This is a genomic window from Microcoleus sp. PH2017_28_MFU_U_A (assembly GCF_020738035.1).
In the GTDB taxonomy this organism is placed as follows: Bacteria; Cyanobacteriota; Cyanobacteriia; order Cyanobacteriales; family Microcoleaceae; genus Microcoleus.
Window position 1 is genome coordinate 15,470 of sequence record NZ_JAEQCX010000046.1, and the last position, 19,864, is coordinate 35,333.

21 protein-coding genes are annotated in these 19,864 nt (G+C 45.4%); 10 read left to right on the forward strand and 11 right to left on the reverse strand.

Translation table 11 applies throughout. The features are described 5' to 3' along the window. Nucleotides 1–155: 155 nt before the first annotated feature. Nucleotides 156–1,070 carry an Rpn family recombination-promoting nuclease/putative transposase gene (locus JGK14_RS11290; protein WP_293189661.1) on the reverse strand — a complete coding sequence of 305 codons (915 nt, stop codon included), beginning with the start codon at nucleotides 1,068–1,070 and terminating at the stop codon, nucleotides 156–158. 174 nt (nucleotides 1,071–1,244) lie between these two features. After that, nucleotides 1,245–2,180 (reverse strand): NAD-dependent epimerase/dehydratase family protein, encoded by a 936-nt coding sequence (locus tag JGK14_RS11295; protein ID WP_293189659.1) that lies wholly within the window; start codon nucleotides 2,178–2,180, stop codon nucleotides 1,245–1,247. A 336-nt stretch (nucleotides 2,181–2,516) separates the two neighbouring features. Here JGK14_RS11295 and dnaG point away from each other — a divergent pair, with 336 nt between their 5' ends. Further along, nucleotides 2,517–4,517 (forward strand): DNA primase, encoded by a 2,001-nt coding sequence (gene dnaG / locus JGK14_RS11300; protein WP_293174805.1) that lies wholly within the window; start codon nucleotides 2,517–2,519, stop codon nucleotides 4,515–4,517. A gap of 149 nt (nucleotides 4,518–4,666) precedes the next feature. Here dnaG and JGK14_RS11305 read toward each other — a convergent pair whose 3' ends face one another. After that, complete coding sequence (locus JGK14_RS11305; RefSeq protein WP_293189655.1) at nucleotides 4,667–5,188, reverse strand: pentapeptide repeat-containing protein; 522 nt, start codon at nucleotides 5,186–5,188, stop codon at nucleotides 4,667–4,669. Between the two features lie 12 nt (nucleotides 5,189–5,200). On the opposite strand from JGK14_RS11305, the gene JGK14_RS11310 reads away from it, so the two are divergent. Next, the gene (locus tag JGK14_RS11310) at nucleotides 5,201–5,767 is read left to right on the forward strand and encodes a YraN family protein (protein ID WP_293225544.1); all 567 of its coding nucleotides are present in this window, start codon (nucleotides 5,201–5,203) and stop codon (nucleotides 5,765–5,767) included. Nucleotides 5,768–5,963: 196 nt separating this feature from the next. Here JGK14_RS11310 and JGK14_RS11315 read toward each other — a convergent pair whose 3' ends face one another. Next, a complete protein-coding gene (locus JGK14_RS11315; protein WP_293154581.1) occupies nucleotides 5,964–6,353 on the reverse strand; it encodes a hypothetical protein in 390 nt (129 codons plus the stop codon). 145 nt (nucleotides 6,354–6,498) lie between these two features. Between JGK14_RS11315 and queA the strand changes: the two genes are divergently transcribed. Next, a complete protein-coding gene (gene queA, locus JGK14_RS11320; RefSeq protein ID WP_325315077.1) occupies nucleotides 6,499–7,629 on the forward strand; it encodes a tRNA preQ1(34) S-adenosylmethionine ribosyltransferase-isomerase QueA in 1,131 nt (376 codons plus the stop codon). A gap of 152 nt (nucleotides 7,630–7,781) precedes the next feature. On the opposite strand, the gene rpmF is transcribed toward queA, so the two are convergent. From rpmF to JGK14_RS11335, 3 genes are all read right to left on the reverse strand, one after another. Further along, the gene (gene rpmF / locus JGK14_RS11325) at nucleotides 7,782–7,955 is read right to left on the reverse strand and encodes a 50S ribosomal protein L32 (RefSeq protein WP_006632406.1); all 174 of its coding nucleotides are present in this window, start codon (nucleotides 7,953–7,955) and stop codon (nucleotides 7,782–7,784) included. A 369-nt stretch (nucleotides 7,956–8,324) separates the two neighbouring features. Continuing rightward, nucleotides 8,325–8,801: a TM2 domain-containing protein gene (locus JGK14_RS11330; protein ID WP_293174814.1), complete on the reverse strand. Its 477-nt coding sequence runs from the start codon at nucleotides 8,799–8,801 to the stop codon at nucleotides 8,325–8,327. A gap of 112 nt (nucleotides 8,802–8,913) precedes the next feature. Continuing rightward, the gene (locus JGK14_RS11335; RefSeq protein WP_293200746.1) at nucleotides 8,914–9,183 is read right to left on the reverse strand and encodes a hypothetical protein; all 270 of its coding nucleotides are present in this window, start codon (nucleotides 9,181–9,183) and stop codon (nucleotides 8,914–8,916) included. 7 nt (nucleotides 9,184–9,190) lie between these two features. Here JGK14_RS11335 and acsF point away from each other — a divergent pair, with 7 nt between their 5' ends. The 3 genes from acsF to JGK14_RS11350 all read left to right on the forward strand — a co-directional run bounded on the left by acsF (nucleotide 9,191) and on the right by JGK14_RS11350 (nucleotide 11,272). Beyond that, nucleotides 9,191–10,264 carry a magnesium-protoporphyrin IX monomethyl ester (oxidative) cyclase gene (gene acsF / locus JGK14_RS11340; RefSeq protein WP_293174820.1) on the forward strand — a complete coding sequence of 358 codons (1,074 nt, stop codon included), beginning with the start codon at nucleotides 9,191–9,193 and terminating at the stop codon, nucleotides 10,262–10,264. Between the two features lie 104 nt (nucleotides 10,265–10,368). Then, the gene (locus JGK14_RS11345) at nucleotides 10,369–10,971 is read left to right on the forward strand and encodes a Uma2 family endonuclease (protein WP_293276871.1); all 603 of its coding nucleotides are present in this window, start codon (nucleotides 10,369–10,371) and stop codon (nucleotides 10,969–10,971) included. Between the two features lie 58 nt (nucleotides 10,972–11,029). Beyond that, entirely contained in the window at nucleotides 11,030–11,272 is a 243-nt protein-coding gene (locus tag JGK14_RS11350) for a hypothetical protein (protein WP_293174826.1), read from the forward strand. Nucleotides 11,273–11,439: 167 nt separating this feature from the next. On the opposite strand, the gene JGK14_RS11355 is transcribed toward JGK14_RS11350, so the two are convergent. Continuing rightward, entirely contained in the window at nucleotides 11,440–13,776 is a 2,337-nt protein-coding gene (locus JGK14_RS11355; protein ID WP_325315065.1) for a CHAT domain-containing protein, read from the reverse strand. A 36-nt stretch (nucleotides 13,777–13,812) separates the two neighbouring features. Then, nucleotides 13,813–13,968 (reverse strand): hypothetical protein, encoded by a 156-nt coding sequence (locus JGK14_RS11360; RefSeq protein WP_293174832.1) that lies wholly within the window; start codon nucleotides 13,966–13,968, stop codon nucleotides 13,813–13,815. Between the two features lie 141 nt (nucleotides 13,969–14,109). Between JGK14_RS11360 and JGK14_RS11365 the strand changes: the two genes are divergently transcribed. The 4 genes from JGK14_RS11365 (at nucleotide 14,110) to JGK14_RS11380 (ending at nucleotide 17,961) form a co-directional block, all read left to right on the forward strand. Further along, nucleotides 14,110–15,570: a dolichyl-phosphate-mannose--protein mannosyltransferase gene (locus JGK14_RS11365; protein WP_442921447.1), complete on the forward strand. Its 1,461-nt coding sequence runs from the start codon at nucleotides 14,110–14,112 to the stop codon at nucleotides 15,568–15,570. Nucleotides 15,571–15,663: 93 nt separating this feature from the next. Next, nucleotides 15,664–16,293 carry a hypothetical protein gene (locus JGK14_RS11370; RefSeq protein WP_325315067.1) on the forward strand — a complete coding sequence of 210 codons (630 nt, stop codon included), beginning with the start codon at nucleotides 15,664–15,666 and terminating at the stop codon, nucleotides 16,291–16,293. A gap of 22 nt (nucleotides 16,294–16,315) precedes the next feature. After that, nucleotides 16,316–17,149, forward strand: coding sequence for a Uma2 family endonuclease (locus JGK14_RS11375; RefSeq protein ID WP_293216323.1), 834 nt, complete (start codon nucleotides 16,316–16,318; stop codon nucleotides 17,147–17,149). Nucleotides 17,150–17,427: 278 nt separating this feature from the next. Continuing rightward, nucleotides 17,428–17,961 carry a lipase family protein gene (locus JGK14_RS11380; RefSeq protein WP_325315068.1) on the forward strand — a complete coding sequence of 178 codons (534 nt, stop codon included), beginning with the start codon at nucleotides 17,428–17,430 and terminating at the stop codon, nucleotides 17,959–17,961. A gap of 403 nt (nucleotides 17,962–18,364) precedes the next feature. Here the strand turns inward: JGK14_RS11380 and trmB are convergent, their stop codons facing one another. Continuing rightward, complete coding sequence (gene trmB, locus JGK14_RS11385) at nucleotides 18,365–18,997, reverse strand: tRNA (guanosine(46)-N7)-methyltransferase TrmB (protein WP_293174844.1); 633 nt, start codon at nucleotides 18,995–18,997, stop codon at nucleotides 18,365–18,367. Between the two features lie 121 nt (nucleotides 18,998–19,118). Beyond that, nucleotides 19,119–19,829 carry a Uma2 family endonuclease gene (locus JGK14_RS11390; protein ID WP_293174847.1) on the reverse strand — a complete coding sequence of 237 codons (711 nt, stop codon included), beginning with the start codon at nucleotides 19,827–19,829 and terminating at the stop codon, nucleotides 19,119–19,121. Nucleotides 19,830–19,864 lie beyond the last annotated feature (35 nt).

Genomic DNA, 19,864 nt, shown 5'->3' on the forward strand with positions numbered 1-19,864 from the left:
GGAGAGGTTTTGTATCTGATTCAGTTTAACTAATTTGCGATCGGCTTTACAGCAGAAAGTCTGTAAACTTACAAGATGATTCTGCCGACAAGTGGTAAAATAGTCAGCGAATCATCTTTGCTCTGACAGTTTTACTTCAAAAAAGAGTGGTTAGTTTATTGAGAATTAACCTCCAACCAAGCAGTCAAATCTTCCGCGTTGGAGAAATCTAACAGGGCTTCTGTTAAATCATCCAATTTGTCGATCGACAATTCGCCGATCTGGGTTTGAACATCCGGGTTTAGTTGACCTAAACGGCGATTCAGCAAACGCATAGTTAACTCTATTTGTCCTTGTTTCTTGCCTTCTTCCCTGCCTTCTTCCCTGCTTAGAGCCACAGAACCCTCCTGATCTTGAATCAAAAACTCTTGCTCTTGCAACATATCAAATTCCTCTCGTGTCAAACTAACTTGATTCGCAATTTCAAAAGCTCTCTGAATTTGCGGAACTGTAGCCATTGCTTGAGGTACTTCATTCAAACTTCCAGTAGTTTTAATAAAGTAAATCCACTTGTCGGCGATTGTTTTTAATTCCTCCAATTCTTTCTGGAATTTTGGCAACTCTACGAATACTAACTCCATCTGATTATCGGGATAATCAGACAGGCGAGTTCTTTCTTTGAAAATAAAATGCGAAATCACATCTTGAGAATCATCAAACATTTTAAAATCTGTGATAGTCAAAGCAATCACGGGCCGCAATTGTCGGTAAAGTTCTCCCATTGTTAGTTGCAGTGCATAAGTTTTGGCAGCATTGTACAAAACTCGCTTGCTAAATGCCTGCACGTTCAAAACTTGCATTTCGATAATTACAAATGTGCCGTCGTTTAGTCTGGCTTTGACATCTAAGTAGCTGTTTTTAAGTCCGACTATCGGAGGGACTAAAGAAGGATCGATGATTTCTAAACTTTCAACGATGGCTTCCCCGTCATAAAGCAGGGCATTTAAGAAACTAATCAGAATATCTGTATTTTGATTCGAGCCAAATATTCTCTTGAAGGCAAAGTCAATTTTGGGATTGATGAATCTCATGTTATTCTTTTCACCTCAGATAGTTAGAGTGCAGGCTGTGCACTTTACTTTGATTTAACATGGTTTAGACGCATGGGCTAGAAACCCGGTTTCTACGATTTTTGCCAACAATCAGGATAAATCTACGAAGAAACCGGGTTTCTGAAGTCGCAGGTACCTCAGTCTAATTTTAGTTTAAAGGGCTTTCAAAATCTGATCGTCAACGGAAAAATCTATCTCAGCTTTGTCCCTTCCCGAAACTACATAATCATTCTGAAATGAATCTTTCAATCCCGAAACTAAGTCAAACTCCGGTTTCCAGTTAAGTTCGGTGACAGCTTTATTAACTGAGGCGAAAAAGTGCTGCAATCTCATGGGGAAAGCTTTCTTTTTACCAAAGTCAAATTGTTTCGGATCGTAGTGTACAATCTTAATAGCATCGGGTGATTTGCCTGCGGCTTGAATGCAGGCGCGCGCTAAACCATCAAAGGTGACAAATCGATCGCCCGAAACGTTGTAAATTTGCCCGATCGCCCTTTCGTTACCCAAAACCCCCGCCATCGCCATCGCCAAATCCTGACAGTGCCCCAACTGCGTGAAGTGCATCCCGTTACCAGGAATCGGAATCGGGCGATCGCGCGCAATGCGATCGAAAAACCAAGCCTCCAAATCGTTATAATTTTGAGGGCCGTAGATGTAAGTCGGGCGGATCGAAGTCCAAGGCAAACCGGACTCTGCCAAATAATTTTCCGTGTCGCACTTACCCAAATGTCGGCTTTTCGGATCCGTAGCGTCTCCTTCGATATGAGGCATTTGGTCGGATTTCAAATAAACCCCCGCAGAACTCATATAAACAAAGTGCTGCACCCGCCCCTTAAATATCTCAGCTAAAGGCTTTGTATCGCTCAATTCCCGACCGTTGTTGTCAAAAACCGCGTCAAACTCAACCGCCGATAACTGTTCTTGCAATTGTGCAACATTTGTGCGATCGCCCAAAATCTGTTTCACCCCCGCAACCGGCACAGGCTTATTGCCCCGGTTAAACAACACCACTTCATGCCCTTGTGCTGCTAAAATCTTAGTAAGATAAACCCCAATAAACCTAGTACCGCCCATCATTAAAATTCGCATTATTGCCCATGCTCCTTAAAGTTAGTGTCAACATCTTACAATAAAGCGAGTAAGCTGTTGCAGCATTTAAATTGTATGTCAAAAAACAATCAAACCATGAGTGGGATGGGCTTCTAGCCCGTCCCGAATAATACAGTTTAAATTAGTAGTAACAGCTTATCTTGCTTTGCCAACACTTCACGATCGCATCAAGCTTAAAGAAACCGGGTTTTTAAACCGAATATCCGGGCGGAAACCTCTGTATTTTCGTAAAAAACCCGGTTTCTACGTACAGAAAAACTCCAATTGTGCGATCGATCAAAACAAACATAATTTTAACTCACCTAACATAGTCCTATGCAAGTTCCTAGGCTGCACCCAGAAACAATCGAAGAAGTCAAACAACGAGCCGACATAGTAGATGTTATTTCCGGTAGAGTCATCTTAAAAAAACGCGGCAAAGAATTCGTCGGCTTGTGTCCATTCCACGACGAAAAGTCTCCCAGTTTCACCGTCAACCAAGCTAAACAAATGTACTATTGTTTCGGCTGCGGTGCAGGTGGCAATGCCTTTAAATTTCTCATGGAATTGGAGAAACGCTCCTTCAGCGAAGTCGTATTAGAATTAGCTAAAAATTACCAAGTCCCCATCAAAACAGTCGAACCTGAACACCGACAAGAATTGCAGCGCCAAATTTCTTTGCGGGAACAACTCTATGAAATCTCAGCACTAACCGCCAAATTTTACGAACACGCTTTACGGCAATCTCAAGGAGAAGAACCCTTAGCATATCTCAAATCAGAACGCAAGCTCAGCGAAGAAACTATCCAACAATTTCAACTAGGTTATGCACCCCAAGGTTGGGAAGCACTTTACAGTTATTTAGTAGAACAAAAAAACTATCCGGCGCAATTAGTAGAGCAAGCAGGATTAATTGTACCGCGCAAATCAGGCGGAAGTGGCTATTACGATCGCTTCCGCAATCGCATCATGATTCCCATTCGCGATACCCAAGGTAGAGTCATCGGTTTCGGCGGCAGAGCTCTCGGCGACGAACAACCGAAATATCTCAATTCTCCCGAAACAGAACTATTCGACAAAGGCAAGACTTTATATGGCTTAGATACAGCCAAAACAGCCATTAGCAAAGCCGATCGCGCGATCGTCGTAGAGGGGTACTTTGATGCGATCGCACTTCAAGCAGCGGGCATCTCCAACGCCGTAGCATCACTCGGCACAGCCCTGAGTTTAAACCAAGTGCGGCAGTTATTGCGGTATACTGACTCCAAACAAATTATCCTCAACTTCGACGCCGACAAAGCAGGAACCAAAGCAGCAGAGCGAGCCATTGGAGAAATAGAACAACTCGCCTATCAAGGAGAAGTACAACTGCGGGTACTCAACATTCCCGACGGCAAAGATGCCGACGAATACCTCAAAACCTACTCCCCAGAACAATATCGAGAATTGCTAGACAATTGCCCATTGTGGCTCGATTGGCAAATCCAACAAATGCTCGTCAATCAAGATTTGAAGCAAGCGGATACTTCCCAGCAAATCACCAAAAAAATTATTAAATTATTAACCAATATTAGTGACGACAATCAGTTATCACACTATCTGCAAAAAAGTGCCGAAATCCTCAGTAAAGGAGATTTTCGCCTCACAAAAATGATAGCAGAAAACTTGCTCAATCAAGTAGTCAGCGATTGGGAAAAGCGGCTGAATCAAGACGAAGCATTGACAATGCCACTGTTGATTAGAAACAAACTAAAGCCGAGCAAACAATATAAAAAGCAGCGTGCAAGCAGCGACAGCAAAAGTTCAAAAACAGGCTTTTCAGTAGCAGCCCGCAGTCTGTTAGAAGAAGCAGAAGCGCAATTATTGCAGATTTACTTGCACTGTCCCGAATACCGCCAAGAAGTCAGAGAAGCCATAGAAGCTAGAGACGTGCAGTTTAGCTTATCCCATCACAGATTTTTGTGGCACCTAATTTTGAATGCAGAAATACTGCACAACATCTATTTACAAGCAGCGCCTTCTGAGTTAATATTAAAATTACAAGATAGCTTTATTGAATATCCGACTCAACTCAATCAAATCTCGCATTTATTTCATTTAAACGAGTTTTCGGAAAAAAATGTGTATCGCGCGCCTTTAGTAATTCGATCGGCGATCGCCTGTATCGAGCAAATCATCAGCATCAAGCGGCGCCGGATTGCCCTCGATATGTGGAAAAAAACCGATGCTGCTATAGAATATTACCAACAACTGTGCGCCGAACAAGAATGGATAGAGGAATTAGAGCGGCTGCGTCAAGTTAATTTTTACGATTTAACCTCTGTACCTTGGGGCTAATAAGATTTTAGAAGACACGGCGGTTTCAACCGCCGTCTTATAGCCTTTCTCAAAAAGGTGAGGTATGACTGACAGGTTATATAACCACTGAAACCAAGAGGGCTGAAGCCCAACAACATACCTCATCTTTCTGAGAACCGCTATATCTTTTAATAATCACAAAACAGAGTTTCGCGAGTCTCTCTACCAGTCACCGGATTAGTACCTTTGGCAACCTTACAAAGCTTTTCGATCATATCGTCTCGGAGGAGAGTCTCAGTAAAATCAGCACCGTCAATCACAGCTCCTTCCAGTCTGGTATTGTAAGCAAAAGCACCCTCAAGGATAGCATTAGTTAAATTAGCTTTCATCATGCGAGCCAAATCCAAAGTCGCACCCCTTAAATTAGCGCCTTCAAAATTTGCCTCTTCCATATTGGCGCCAAACAGACTTACGCCTCCTAAATCTGCATTGGTAAAATTGCTGTTGCGAAGATTGGCTTTATTAAAACTGTCGTTAGTCAAAACTTGTCCGCTAAAATCAGCGCCAACTAGGATTTCTTTGTCGCGATCCAAGGCGAAAGCAGGTGCGGGATTAATCGCGATCGCCCCAGCGGCAATTACTGCTAAAATAACAAAACTCAGCAAGAAATTATAAATATTTTTGCGATGTTGGCGAATTCCAGAATTCATAAGTTAAAGCTAATGGGCAGCAATGACAGTTCAGAATTGAATTCTACCAGAAAGCGCTCCTCTTCGGTGGTTCCCGCCGCCTCCAACTCTCCCCAACCGACAAACTCTCGGGATCTCGGCACGTTGGGAGAAAACTTAGTCGCCCAGTGGTTACAGCAGCAAGGTTGGGAAATCCTGCACCGTCAGTACCACTGTCGCTGGGGAGAGATTGACATCATCGCCCTCGGAAGAGATGAAGAGGGCGAAAAAAACCCAGGAATTCGCGATCGCCAATTCCCAACATTAGCCTTTGTAGAGGTGAAAACTCGCCGTCGTGGAAATTGGGATGCTGGGGGAATCTTGGCTGTTAGTGCAGCAAAACAAGCCAAACTTTGGCAAACCGCCGAAATATTTTTAAGCACTCGTCCAGATTTAGCAAATAATTCTTGTCGGTTCGATGTCGCCTTAGTCAGGTGCGAGCCTTCGCGGCAAAAGACCAAGCAAATATTACCACCAACGACAGCGAACTCTCAATCCGCCCTTGCCGGAAACTACCGGCTTACCCTGCAAGAATACATTCGATCGGCTTTTAGTGATTAGAAATGTCAAATTAAAAATTACAGGCTAAAATTAAAAAGTAATACCGCTTGGTAATTTTTAATTGTTAACTTGCCTTGACTGTGGCCCATTGGTTTCTTCATCTTTAACGGACATGGAAAAAGCGTTAACTCCTCTGCCCCTCTTGCCTTCTCCCGCTCGGACTCTGCGATCGCAGGCAATTTATCTGCTTCCCAGTCTAGGCCAAAGTTTCCGGGCAATATCCCAGACCCTTGACAAACTGCTGGCGAAACGCTTCAATTTCTTTGCGGTCTGGGCTTCCGTGACAAACCACGGCCACCTGGTAGCGGCGCATCACGCTCAGCGGCGACTGTCCCGTTTCCAAGCTCCACAGTGCCATTTGCAAGCGAATTTCAGGATCGTAAGGAATCCCGACTTCGTTCATAAAAGCCCGAAAATCCCCGTGCATTTCTGGAGTCAAATATTGGCTCATTTTCACCTTCACGACCCAGCCGTCAATTTGGTGAATAACAGTGATAAATTGCAAAGGAAGATGACTAGCCGTGCGTAGGTAATCCACGACTCTCAGAGTGAGGCTAGTATTAGCGATGTAGTAGAGGTATTCCATAACTATCCTTCGAGCAAAGCTGATGCTACACCTCTATCGTCGCGGGCTATACCCGCCACCACAAGGGGAAAAGCACCCGACTTGGGATGGGGGTTTTTACCCAATTTGTTACCGAGTTGACAGATTTTTGACAGGAATTCACCCGATGACAGAGATTGACTGGTCTTTGGACGCTTATGACTACGAACTTCCGCCCTCGTGCATTGCCCAAAATCCGGTAGTGCCGAGGGACAGTTCTCGGTTGCTGGTGGTAGATTCTGCCAGCAGCCACCAACACCGGATTTTCCACGATTTGCCGGATTTGCTCGAACCCGGAGACTTGCTGATACTGAACAACACCCGTGTTCTGCCAGCGAGGCTCTACGGGCACAAACCTAACGGCCCGGCTGTGGAGATATTGTTGATGGAAGAACGCCAGCACAACTGCTGGCTGGCTTTGGTGAAACCGGGGAAACGCTTAAAGTTGGGAGCCAAAATTGAGTTTGAGCCCGCCTCCTGTGATGACTCTGCGGAAGGGCCTTGCTGTTGCCTTCCCCAGGCTGTGGCAGTCGATCGTCGATTGACTGCGACAGTTATAGACAGGGACGAGCAAACTGGGGGACGGCTGTTAGAGTTTGACATCCCTAGAGATGCGACTCTGACGAAGTTTTTGGATGAATACGGCCACGTACCTCTGCCCCCCTACATCGAAAATTCCCAAGCTGCGCCGGAACAGTACCAGACTGTTTATGCCGAAAAGCTTGGGGCGGTGGCGGCTCCGACAGCAGGGTTGCACTTCACCGAAGAATTGTTCAGCCGCTTGGAAGAGCGGGGAATCGAAAAAACTTTTGTCACCCTCCATGTGGGAGTAGGAACGTTTCGCCCGGTGGAGGTTGCAGACGTGACGACTCACAAAATGCACGGCGAATGGGTGGAAGTACCCGCCACCACCGTCGAGAAAATCCGCGAAACTCAAGCCCGAGGCGGGCGGATCTTTGCTGTGGGTACGACAGCAGTGCGAGCTTTAGAGGGAGCTGCGGCGGCGAGCGACGATTTTTCGTTGCAGCCTTTTTGCGGCCAGACAAATTTGTTTATTTATCCCGGTTACAAGTGGCGGGTTGTAGACGGGATAATTACCAATTTTCATTTGCCGCGCTCTACTTTGATGATGATGGTAAGCGCGATGATTGGAAGGCCTCGGCTGTTGGATTTGTACCGAGAGGCGATCGAGAATCAGTACCGATTTTATTCTTTTGGCGATGCCACGATCATTTTACCGATGGCAAAGAACGATTAACTCATATCTGGCACCATTCTCAAGGTTTCCTTTAGGGCGGCCAGAAGTGGCCACCCACAAGAAAATATATGTGTTGCCCAACAGCCAGCAAAGCCTGTTAACCGAGAATGGTGCAAAATATCAGAAATGCCAATTTTTAATTTTTAATCGCTTTACTCTTCCTCCTCTTCTTCATTGCCGGGATACACGAAGCTGTTGGAACGCCCAGTCAGAACAGATTTGCCGAGAGACAAAGCTTTCTGAGCTGCCACTACAGCTTTGCGCTTCCATGTGGCTTTACGCATATTCTTCTTGGATTTGGAGGTTTTCTTCTTAGGGACTGCCATGACGCTAAATACTTTCTGGTTGTATAGACAAACAAACATTCTAGCCGATTTTGCCTCGCTGGCTCGACAAACCACAACAAGCAATATCCAGTAGTAGGGTGCGTCAGCGACTAGCTTGTCGAACAACACATAAAATCCGCCAACTGACGCACCCTACATTTCTCTGTGACAAGTAGTAGGGTGCGTCAGCGATTAGCTTCTCCAACAACACGCCAAATCCCCCAACTGACGCACCCACTCCAGCTTAGGAACGAAAATTTAATAACTTAGACTCTTAAAAGTGGGATGGGCGTCCCGCCCGTCTATAAGGGACGGGCGGGACGCCCATCCCACAATCATTAAAATTGTAAGTTATTTAATTCTCATTCCTTAAAGCTCGTGAAAATAGTACATCACGACGCCACTAACTGGGTCGTTCTCGATGCTGACATAACCCGTTTTGAGCATTGCCGTGAAAGCCTCTTCCACTTCGGCAAAAGTAGCGCCGGTTGCCATCACCCCTTGAGTGACAGATAATCTTGCATTTTTGGTATAAGCTGCCTTCAGGAGTTTAATCCCTAACTGTTCGGGGGTTGGCTTTTGGTATGTCGAGGCGATCGCCCCACTGGTGGAAGATAGCGGTATACCTTGGGGAGATACCCCGAGTTTGCCCCTGATAGTGGCATTGTGCTCGTCCACCATCTGCGGCAGAAGTAGCAAGTCAAACAATTGCCCGAACCCAAATAACCCAAAGGTACACAGCCACAGCAAACCCGTGCCAATCTTGCCGTTGTAGAGGCGGTGGAGTCCGAATGGGCCGAAAAAACAAGCTGCCCATAAAAGGTAACTAACACCTAAATTGCTCATTTTATGCCCGTCCTGCCTGGTTATTTAACTATTGCGCTCCCTCAATATATATTTTGTGGTTGGCGATCGGGTGTTTCAAAAGCTTGACACGGGAATTTATTTATGCTGTATCCTATAAATTGACAACAGGCAGAATTTTGTTCCCGAATCCCTTCTGTTTCAAAGCCCATAAGTAATTGTGCGTAGCAATTCTTAACGCCAGCAACATCTTTCCGGGTCGAGAGCTTGGTAAACTGGAGGGCGTGGAAATTTCAGCAGCTTTGACCTGAATTCCACAGAGAGCGCCAAAGTGCGCCGCACAGCGCTGGTCGGAGATACAAGGGCGATCGCCCGCAGTACCCGAAATCTCAAACAAGCGAGCAATTATAAGCAAAAAATCCAATAAACATATGGTAGATTCCCTCAAAAAACCCGCTTTTGCCGAGCAGCAAGAAGCGAAAACCCCAGCCAAAGAAACTATTCTCACACCGAGATTTTACACAACAGACTTTGACGAGATGGCCAAAATGGACATCTCGGTAAACGAAGCCGAACTCGAAGCAATTATCAAAGAGTTCCGCGTTGACTACAACAAAACCCACTTCGTGCGGGATGCCGAGTTCGATCAATCCTGGGAACACATCGACGGCGAAAAGCGCAAGTTGTTTATTGAATTCCTCGAACGCTCTTGTACCGCTGAGTTTTCCGGATTCTTGCTATACAAAGAATTGGCACGCAAACTCAAGGACAAAAATCCGGTACTCGCCGAAGGTTTCTTGCTCATGTCCCGCGATGAAGCGCGGCACGCCGGATTCCTGAATAAAGCGCTGTCGGACTTTGGTTTGTCCCTAGATTTGGGTTTCTTGACAAAGAGCCGTAGTTACACATTCTTCAAGCCGAAGTTTATTTTCTACGCCACTTACTTATCCGAAAAAATCGGTTATTGGCGCTACATCACGATTTATCAGCACTTGAAAGCGCATCCTGAAGATCAGATTTATCCGATTTTCCGATTCTTTGAAAATTGGTGTCAGGATGAAAACCGCCACGGAGATTTCTTCGATGCGGTGATGAGAGCTCAGCCTCAGATGTTGAATGATTGGCGCGCTAAGCTGTGGTGCCGTTTCTTCTTGCTGTCGGTATTTGCGACAATGTATCTCAATGATATCCAGCGCGGTGGTTTTTATCGATCGCTCGGACTCGATGCTCGCGAATACGACATTGAAGTGATCAAAAAAACCAACGAAACAGCAGGCCGCGTTTTCCCCGTCATGCTCGATGTAAACAATCCAGAATTTTATGAACGGTTGGATGTTTGCCTCAAAAACAATCAGCAATTAACCGCGATTGTTGAGTCTAAAACTCCCAAAGTTTTGCAATTGTTCCAAAAATTGCCTTTGTATTTGTCCAACGGTTGGCAGTTGGTGAAACTGTACTTCATGAAGACGATTGAATCGCCTTCTGTTGAGGGTGCAGTCCGTTAAGTTTTGATTTTTCATCCTCTGTTACGGCGGTTCTGCGATGGCAGAGCCGCTTTTTTTTGGTATAATGTTAGTCTCATTTTGATGCGCGTCGCTCTGAGGATATTATGGTTGTACAAACAGAAAAACGCTACTGCACTCCCGAAGAATATCTGCAATTAGAAGAAGCTGCGGAGTTTAAAAGTGAATACCGTGATGGAGAAATAGTGCCAATGACAGGTGGAACAACGAATCACAATGAAATCGCAGGTAATTTTTATGCCCGCTTTAAATTGACTTTGGGAAGGCCGAACTATCGCGTGTATATGGGTGACGTGCGTTTGTGGATATCGCAATATCGCCTTTACACTTATCCCGATGTCATGGTGATTTCTGGAGAGCCTGCTTATGAGGGCAGCGGTACGACTACGGTAACTAATCCGGTGCTGGTTGTTGAGGTTTTGTCAAATTCAACCAAAAATTACGATCGAGGCGATAAATTTCAGTATTATCGATCTATCCCCAGTCTTCGAGAATATATTACGATCGACCAATATAAATGTTATATCGAACAATTTGCTAAAAATTCAGAAAATAAATGGGTATTAACAGAATATACAACGGCTGATGAAGTTATGACATTAAGTGCGAGCGAATTTCAAATTCAATTGAGCGAACTTTACCAAGGAGTTAATTTTGAGATGAAGGGTGATTCAACAGTTGACAGTTGACAGTTGACAGTTGACAGTTTGAGAGCCACCTCTACCTAGAAGGAAGAGGATTGGAGTAATGAATAGTCTGATTTTAATTTCTCCCTCAAGGGGTTCCGGCTTTCAACCAATTCTTTCTGGTAATATGCGATCGGGAAGACGCAACTCTTTTGTAGACTACAAAGCAGATGCACACAACTGGATAACTTTGATGACAGTTATAAATTGTAGGGTGCGTCGCTCACTGGCAGCCTGGTTGAGGGCGAGAATTATTCGTGGCGACGCACTCTACGTCGTTATTAATCCCGGTTATAAATTGTAGGGTGCGTCGCTCACTGGCATCCTGGTTGAGGGCGAGAATTATTAGTGGCGACGCACCCTACGTCTCTGGTTTTTCGTACTAAATTGATGCTGATTTTTCATCAACTTTATCAAAATTCAGGGTTTTAAAACCCAACTGTCAACTGTCAACTGTCAACTGTCAACTGTTTACCGCCATTCACCCTGAAGCGTAAACGCAGCCCAATAATAGGGAGACTGCCACTGTTTCTGCTGCAACATTTCCAATTGCGCCGCCCTTAAAGCTGCTGCTGGCGTCAACCCTTTTTTCAGCATTCCCTGATAGAAACTCGACATTAACGTAGCCGTTCCTTCATCATCCACACTCCACAAACTCACCACCACTCGCTTCGCCCCAGCATACATAAATCCTCTCGTCAATCCTACCATTCCCTCGCCTTGAATGTTCTGCCCCAATCCGGTTTGACAGGCACTTAAAACTACTAATTCTGCTGCTAATTTGAGATTGAAAATATCCGTAAGCCGCAGGAATCCATTTAAGGGATTTCCCTTTTCATCTACTAGCGACAAGATGATTCCTGATAATTCCGGGTTAGTGCTATTCGCGAAACCGTGGGTGGCAAAATGAATGATTTTATATTGGCTTAAATTCGGGCTGGTGGCTGTGGCGCGACTGGCTGCAAAATCCAAAGATTCGGTGCGAGAATTGGCAGGAACTAAGGCTTGAATGATTTGAGCTTCTTGGCGAGTGAATTTTAAACGGTCAAACTGTACGTTATTGTTGCCTCGGGAGCGACTTAAACCGGGATTTGCTGATTCTACCGCTTGCTCAGTGGTGGCAGAAGAAGAATTTTTAATTCGTTCGTCGTTACCGCTAAAAACTGGATCGGCGAGAATTGCTAAAGTCCGAGTAGGGGGTTGTCTGTCGCTATAGTTTTGTCTTAAGATTCCCAAGGTGGAAGCGGAAGGCAACAGCACAATTTCATGGTCTACTATTAAAGGCGGATTCCCATTTTCACCGGATTTTCCGGGGAGCGAAAGGGCGGCAAAGGGAAGATAATTCAAAACACCATCGCCAACAATCAGCAGGCGTTTTTGACCGAGTTGGGCAGCAACGGGCTGTAAAATAATTTGACTGAGGGCGTTGTTAGCTTCAGCGACTCGATTGGGGATGTCTCGGTAGCGCGGATCAGTGACAGCAGCACGAAAGTTTTTGGCAGTTGTCTCGATTTCGGCAGCTTTTGGTAATTCATAACTGGTAATGCTGGTTTTCGTCACAGCCCAGAGATAGCTGCGGTCTTTTCCTAAAGAATACTGGAGTAAAATTGTATTCTCGTCGAGGATTTGTTGTTGAATCTGTGAAAGAGTTAGGGGTTGCGGTTGGGTGAGGGCGGCGTACCGGGGGCTGGTGGTGCGGATTTGGGTTTGAATGTCCTGATATTGTGTGATTAAAGTTTGCCGCTGTTGTTCTAATTCTGCTTCTTGGGCGGGAGTGTGCTTGGGGCGATTTAGAACTTCGATTCGTCGTTTTTCAAGGGCATCGAGTTGCTGTTGTAAACTGCGTTCTCGCTGCAATAATTCTGGGGCGACACCTTGACGAATATCGGCGTTTGCTTCTTGCAAAAGTTCGAGGAGGCTGCGGGCGCGGGAACGTTCGCTGGCTTCAAAGGCTTTGGTATCATAACCAGATTTGGGTTGGGTTTTGTGCAGTTGCATTAACAGGTCAATGTAGAACTGGTAATAGTTTTGTACGGTGGCAAAGTATGAGGTGCGGAGTTCTGGGCCAGCAACTTTGGTGCGGAGGCTTTCAATAATTTTGAGGGAGGTTTCAATATTAGTGAGGGCTTCAGTGAGATTGCTTTGATCGCGTTTGGCATAAGCAATGTTGTAAAGGGTGACAGCTTCCCCACTGCGATCGCCCACTGCCCGTCTCAGCGGAAGGGACTGGCTCAAATACTCTAGGGCTTTCTGCTTCTCTCCCAAATCTGAGTAGACACCGCCGATGTTGTTGAGGGTGGTAGCTTCCCCACCGCGATCGCCTACTGCCCAACTCAGGGGAAGGGACTGGCTTAAATATTCTAGTGCTTTTTGTTTTTCTCCCAAATCATCGTAGACTAAGCCAATGTTGTTGAGGGTCGTAGCTTCTAGAGAGCGATCGCCTACGGCCCGACTCAGCGGAAGGGACTGGCTGTAATACTCTAGCGCTTTCTGTTTCTCTCCCAAATCTGAGTAGACTTTGCCGATGTTGTTGAGGGTGACAGCTTCTCCACCGCGATCGCCCGCTTCTCGATACAGTTTTAATGCTTCTTCAAACTTGGCGATCGCACCTTTTAAAGATTCCGCCGTCCCTTGCTGGTACAGTTGGAGCCCTTCTTTCAAGGATTTTTCAGCCGCCGCCTGGTTTCCGCCTCCCTGCTGCGATACCCCTTGACTAATTTGCATCGCACTGGGTGCCGCCACCGCTGGAACTCCTAGGAGGATACTTGCACCTACAGCTATCCCCCAAACCCACAGCTTGAGATTCATAAACACCCGCCTTAAACAAGACCTTGTTAACCGGTATCATAGTCGATCGCACATTGTCATATGCGTTTTTCCTGCCTGGGTGCCAATTACATAGGCAGCATATTGTGAAACAATAGTCGCTACCGCCGATCGCCCCACGTGACAAGCATTATTGCCTGCATCGGGTTTGTAGCAGCGAAGGTTAAAAGTCATAATAGTAATTTTTACGCTCTTTTCAACTGATTATTTTAAAATTAGCGATCGCCCCCAAATCTAGCATCTACTATTTTCGGTTATTTTATGCAACTCAACAAAAAACAATTCAACAGATCCACTCTTGTTTTTGGTCTAGGAATGCTCGGTGTGTTCCTATTTTCTTGGATTCTGCGCTTTTGGGAACTGGAGCGATTTAACGCTTTCGTATTTGACGAGGTTTATTACGCGAAGTTTGCCAACGATTATCTGACTAAAACACCTTTTTTCAATGCTCACCCGCCGCTGAGTCAGTACATAATTGCGATCGGCATTGCGATCGGCACTCACCTCCCCTTCGGCAAAACAGCCGTCAACGGTCTAGCCGGCTCAACGCTTTCCCCTTGGGATTACCGCTGGCTAAATGCTCTCACAGGCTCCTTTATTCCCCTAGTTGTCGGAGCCCTGGCTTATCAGCTAGTGCGCCGCCGCACCTTTGCTTTTCTGGCTGCTTTCTTTATCGCCTGCGACGGTTTATTTTTAGTTGAATCTCGCTACGCGCTCAACAACATTTATCTAGTTTTGTTCGGAATCTTAGGACAACTATTTATTTTAAAATCCGTAGAATCAGAAGGCAAAAAGCGGTGGCTTTGGCTGGTGCTAGCAGGAATAGGTTTCGGTGCTTCTGCTGCTATCAAATGGAATGGGCTGTGGTTTCTATTCGGTACGTATCTAATTTTAATCTGCGCTTGGGTAGTGCGTTTAATCCAAGGAAACCGAGGAGATGAAGAACAGAGTGCCGAGGTAAATCCTGCTCTCCTGCCGCCCGAAAGTCCCGTACAAAGACTGACTCAACTCAAATTCTTAGAAGTAATTTTGAGTCTAGCTGTGATTCCTGTTTTAGTTTACAGCATCTCCTGGATTCCTCACCTGCATCTCAATCCAACTCCCAACTTTTGGCAGATGCAAACGGAAATTTTGACTTATCACCAGCGGATTAAAAGCGGGCCTGACGTGCATCCTTACTGTTCGGCGTGGTACAGTTGGCCTTTGATGCTGCGCCCGATAGTCTACTTCTACAAAAGTATTAGCAGCAACGCACCATCAGATCCAGTTTTGCCGCCTTTACCCAGCGGTGTAAACCCGGTAATTCTTGATGTTCACGCGATGGGAAATCCTTTGCTTTGGTGGCTGTCAACTTTAGCTTTACTGCTAGTAATAGGAGTTTTGGTTCACCGGGTTTTAGTGTGGAGGGAAACGCGCCGGGTGGCTTCGGTTGAGGCGATCGAACAGCAGCGGCCGATTTTGTTTCCGCCGACTACTGAAATGTGGATGGCGCTGTATTTAATAGTTAATTGGGTGGCTAATTTGCTGCCTTGGGTGAAGGTGACTCGCTGCGTATTTTTGTACCATTATATGGGCTGTTCTGTGTTTGCAGCTTTAGCACTTGCTTGGTGGACTGACAGGTGGCTGCACAGCCCACAAACCCGCCTCCGAGGGATGGGGGTAACAATAATTTTTATGGTTTTGGGTGCTTTTATTTTCTGGATGCCTCTCTATTTGGGATTGCCTTTGTCACAAATAGAATGGAAAATTAGGATGTGGCTTCCGTCTTGGGTTTAGATTAGAATATATCTCTCCATAAAAGCCTGTATAGGGCAGGCATCTTGCCTGCCCCACAAGAGTTTTTATAGATTTTCATAAAGACTAAATCTTATGTCTAAAAACTCTCCAAAAACCTCAGCGGAAATGGAAGCGATCGCCCGCGCACCAAACCTTGTCGAAATCAACAAAGAAATCCGCGACTTGATTATAGATTATGCCATTGGATCTGCTATTTTGGGACTCAACCCGCTGCCGGGAAGTATGACGGTGACGCTACTGGTGGCGAGCGTGTTGCTATTAAAAATGATGCGGGATATTGGGGCAAAATGGGGCTATCCAAAAGGTCAAGATGCGCTGGCGATCGGAGGCAATCTGTTCGGGGGTTTTGGTTCTTTTTGGGTAGCGTTTATGGCTTGGATATCGATGTATGGTTTGGGTTTGTTTGTGCCGTTTGTGGGCGGTTTTGCGGTGGCTTCGTCGCTGTTTGCACTGACTTGGAGGGTGGGAAAGGCGACTCACCTTTATTATGCTAGCGGCCGCCAAATGAATGCAGCGGAACTCAAGGAAGTTTTCGATAGTTCTCAACCGGAAGGGGCGGCTTTGTTTGAGGCGAATATTGGGGCGATCGCCTCTCCACCTCAAGTAACAGAAAATCCGATTAAATCTCTCACTGATGACTTGATAAATGGTAATATAAGTCAAGAGGAGTTTGAGAAAAAAATTAAAGACATTCTTGATTAAGACCTGTTACTCACATAAAACCATGAAATTCTCCCTCGATGTAGAAAACAACCCCGCAGGTTGGCCGGATCACACTCAGCTACCAGAATCCGACGGCACTTTTGTGAAAAACTTTCAAGAACATCCCCAAAGCATTCTGTTAACTGATTCTATTACTCCGATCCTCCAAAGCATTCATCCAGATGCTGATTACTGTATCGGTCAAGATAGCGGGATTTATTGGCGATTGACTGAGCCACTAGAGCGTGGTGCGGAAGCACCGGATTGGTTTTACGTGCCAAATGTCCCGCCAACATTTGACGGTCAAGTGCGTCGTTCTTATGTGATGTGGCAAGAGTTTTTAGCACCATTAATTGTGTTAGAATTTGTGTCGGGAAATGGTGCAGAAGAACGAGATAGAACGCCTTTGTTGCGAACTGGTCAACAGGAAACTAAACCTGGCAAATTCTGGATTTACGAAAATGTCATCCGTCCGGAATTTTACGGGATTTATGAGGTGACTAAGGCGAGTGTCGAAGTTTACCATTTAGTAGGCCGTAGCTATCATTTACTTCCGGCAAACGATCGCGGTCATTATCCAATTCCACCGTTAGGAGTGGAATTGGGAATTTGGCAGGGAAGGTATCAAAATGTTGAGTTACCTTGGCTGCGCTGGTGGGATAGTGAAGGGAATTTGCTGTTAACGGGCTTTGAAAGAGTTGAAGAAGAACGGCAAAGGGCTGAACAAGAACGGCAAAGGGCTGAACAAGAACGGCAAAGGGCTGAACAAGAACGGCAAAGGGCCGATCGCGCTCAAGAAGAATTAGAGCAATTGCGCGCTCAATTGCGATCGGCTGGAATTGAACCTCAATTATGAGGGAAACCTTTGTTGACAGTGGGAAAGTAGCAATTAAGGACGAGGTGAGAAACTGGGTTTTTTATTAAAATCATTAGATTGCAGCCAGCAGATTAGGTAAAAAACCCGTTTTTTGATATAGCCTTTCGAGCGAAAGATGAGGTATGACTATAAATGAATTTTTTCATGCGACTTCGGTTACTATATTATACACATAAGAGGGCTAAAGCCCAACAACGTACCTGACTTTTTTGAGAACCGCTATATTGATATTTAGAGTTAGTGTATGACCAAGTATATTGCAGCAAAAATTACCCGCCTACGCTACAAAAGAAAGTAAGGTTTTCAGTAAGTCCTACGGTACAATTCATCCCGGTTTTTCAACCATCTACAGCAATATTGCCACTCAAACGCTGGACATTGCCAAAAAGCTAAATCCGTCGGTTCCTTGCTATCTATCGGGCCACAGTTTGGGTGCTGCGATCGCGACTTTGGCTGCGATCGACATTGCGGTGAATGTTCCTCGGTTGAAAAAGCAGGTGCAGTTGTATACTTATGGCAGTCCGAGGGTGGGCGATCCGGTGTTTGCGAGGGAGCACAATCGAGTTGTACCGAACAGCTATCGTGTGGTAAATTTGGCGGATGCAATTACGCTGGTGCCTTTTACGGTGTTCTTTAAGACTGAATATGTACACGTGGGTGAGGAGTGGGCTTTTTTGGCGCCTAATGGGGATGTGATGCCGAATCATGTGGTGGATAGTTACAGAAGTGCGATCGACAAACAAGTCGAAACCAACAAACCCCGAACCTCCCCAAATTCCGGGTTAAAATAAACAGAATAATCCGGGCGAATAGAATTCGCGCCTATACAAACAATGTCCGCCTCCACGGACTCAATAAAAGAGATAAATGCCAATTTAAAGAAATAGTATAAAATAGACCTCTTGCAAAAATAGTTAGGACGATGCTCAAAGCCATCCCACAACAATCTTTTTTCTTGTGGGATGGGCTTCTAGCCCGTCCCAAAATTTGGTTAAAAGGATTTTTGCAAGAGGTTTAATGTAATTTTTAATGAATTTGATACGATCTCAAACACCAAATCAGCTTTTATTGATACTCTTATCTTCAGTCCACCTCCGCGGACATTGTTTGTGTAGCCCCGAATTCTATTCGGCGGGCTTTATTTGTGAAACATCGCAATTAATTCGGCGGGCTTTATTGGTGAAACAATACGTTTTATGTTTGAAACACTGCGCGATAAACTGGTTCCCCGCGTTTGAGAGTAGCAATTTCTCTTTCAGTGGCTACAGGCATGGGATTTTCTGCTAACCATTCACCGTTATTTGTGCGTTTAAAGCTAGGATGAGATGAAAAGCGATCGCACATTTCGACTTCTACTTCCTCAATATCCGATTGAATAAACACTTCGCCGCCAACAGCCAGATAAGTCGCCAACTCGCCGACTAATTCCTGCTGTACCACCCGCCGCTTGTGGTGCTTTTTCTTGAACCACGGATCGGGAAATTGAATGCTAACTCGCTGCAAAGTACCAGCGGGAAGTGTTTCTAAAATAGGCTTGAGAGAACTATTCGCATTACAAAACAAATAGTGCAGATTTGTCAAGCCTTTTTCGTCCCGCCAAAGATTTGCCTCGTCTACCAGAGGTTCCCGAATTTCTAATCCGAGAAAATTCCAATCAGCTTGTGCTTGCGCCATATGCCACAAAAACCTGCCTCTGGCGCAGCCGATATCTAAATGCAGTGGCAAATTTAAGTCGCTATATATTTTCGTCCAATCTGGGGGACTGGCGGATGTTTGATATCTCATCGATAGGGGATTTACGTGTTCCCGAACTCTAACTCTTGCCAATTTTGCTGTCTCCTGAATGTAATTTTTAACCGCTGATGCGGGCAGATTAACGTTGATTAACGCAGATATTTTTAGAAATGAAAAATCGCTGTCTTAGGATTTTTCATTTCTAATTATTGTATCAAGCTTCTGGTTCAATGCCTGCTGCTCTTAATTGTGCGGCTAGTCGATCGGCTCGCTGTCTTTCCCTTTCCACCATCTCTGCACCCCACAATAACATCTGTCCGCTTTCATCCCACCAGCGCAACCAATATCCGGTTCTTTCAGCCTTTGTTCCCTGCCAAACGCCTAGAAATAACCCAACTCCTTCTATCCAATAATGATTGTTTGCATCCGGCTGCTGTGCTTCATATCTTCCTGATGAATTCAACCGATACACTTCTAGCAATCCTGCCGCAGGCTCAAAAATACCATAGATTGGTACTCGCAGCATTTGCTCGTAAAAAAACCATTTTCCCGGGGGAAAAGTTGGTTTACTTGAATATTCGTCGTACTGATTAGCTGATAAAAACTCCAGCGCGATATCCGGGATTTCTCCTTCTAAGTTTGGGGTGTAACTGCGGCGAATTTCGGGGGCAGCAAGCGGTTGTACGTTGCGGGCATAAAACCAATCTGGCGCTTTGGTAACTAGCTTGTCGTTTAATGTCGCGCACACACACATATTCGGCGCAACTAAGATTCCCTCTAACAATAGTCCGGCAATTTCTAGGATTTCGCGCAGGGCGGCGGCGAGTAATGGTTGGTCGATATTTTCCACTGGTTCCTCGTCTAAGATGAAATCGTCTGGCAATTTTTCCCAGGTAATTTTTATGTCGGCTGTACTTACTGTCATAATATTTTACCTCTTAGCAAAAAATAGATTCAGCC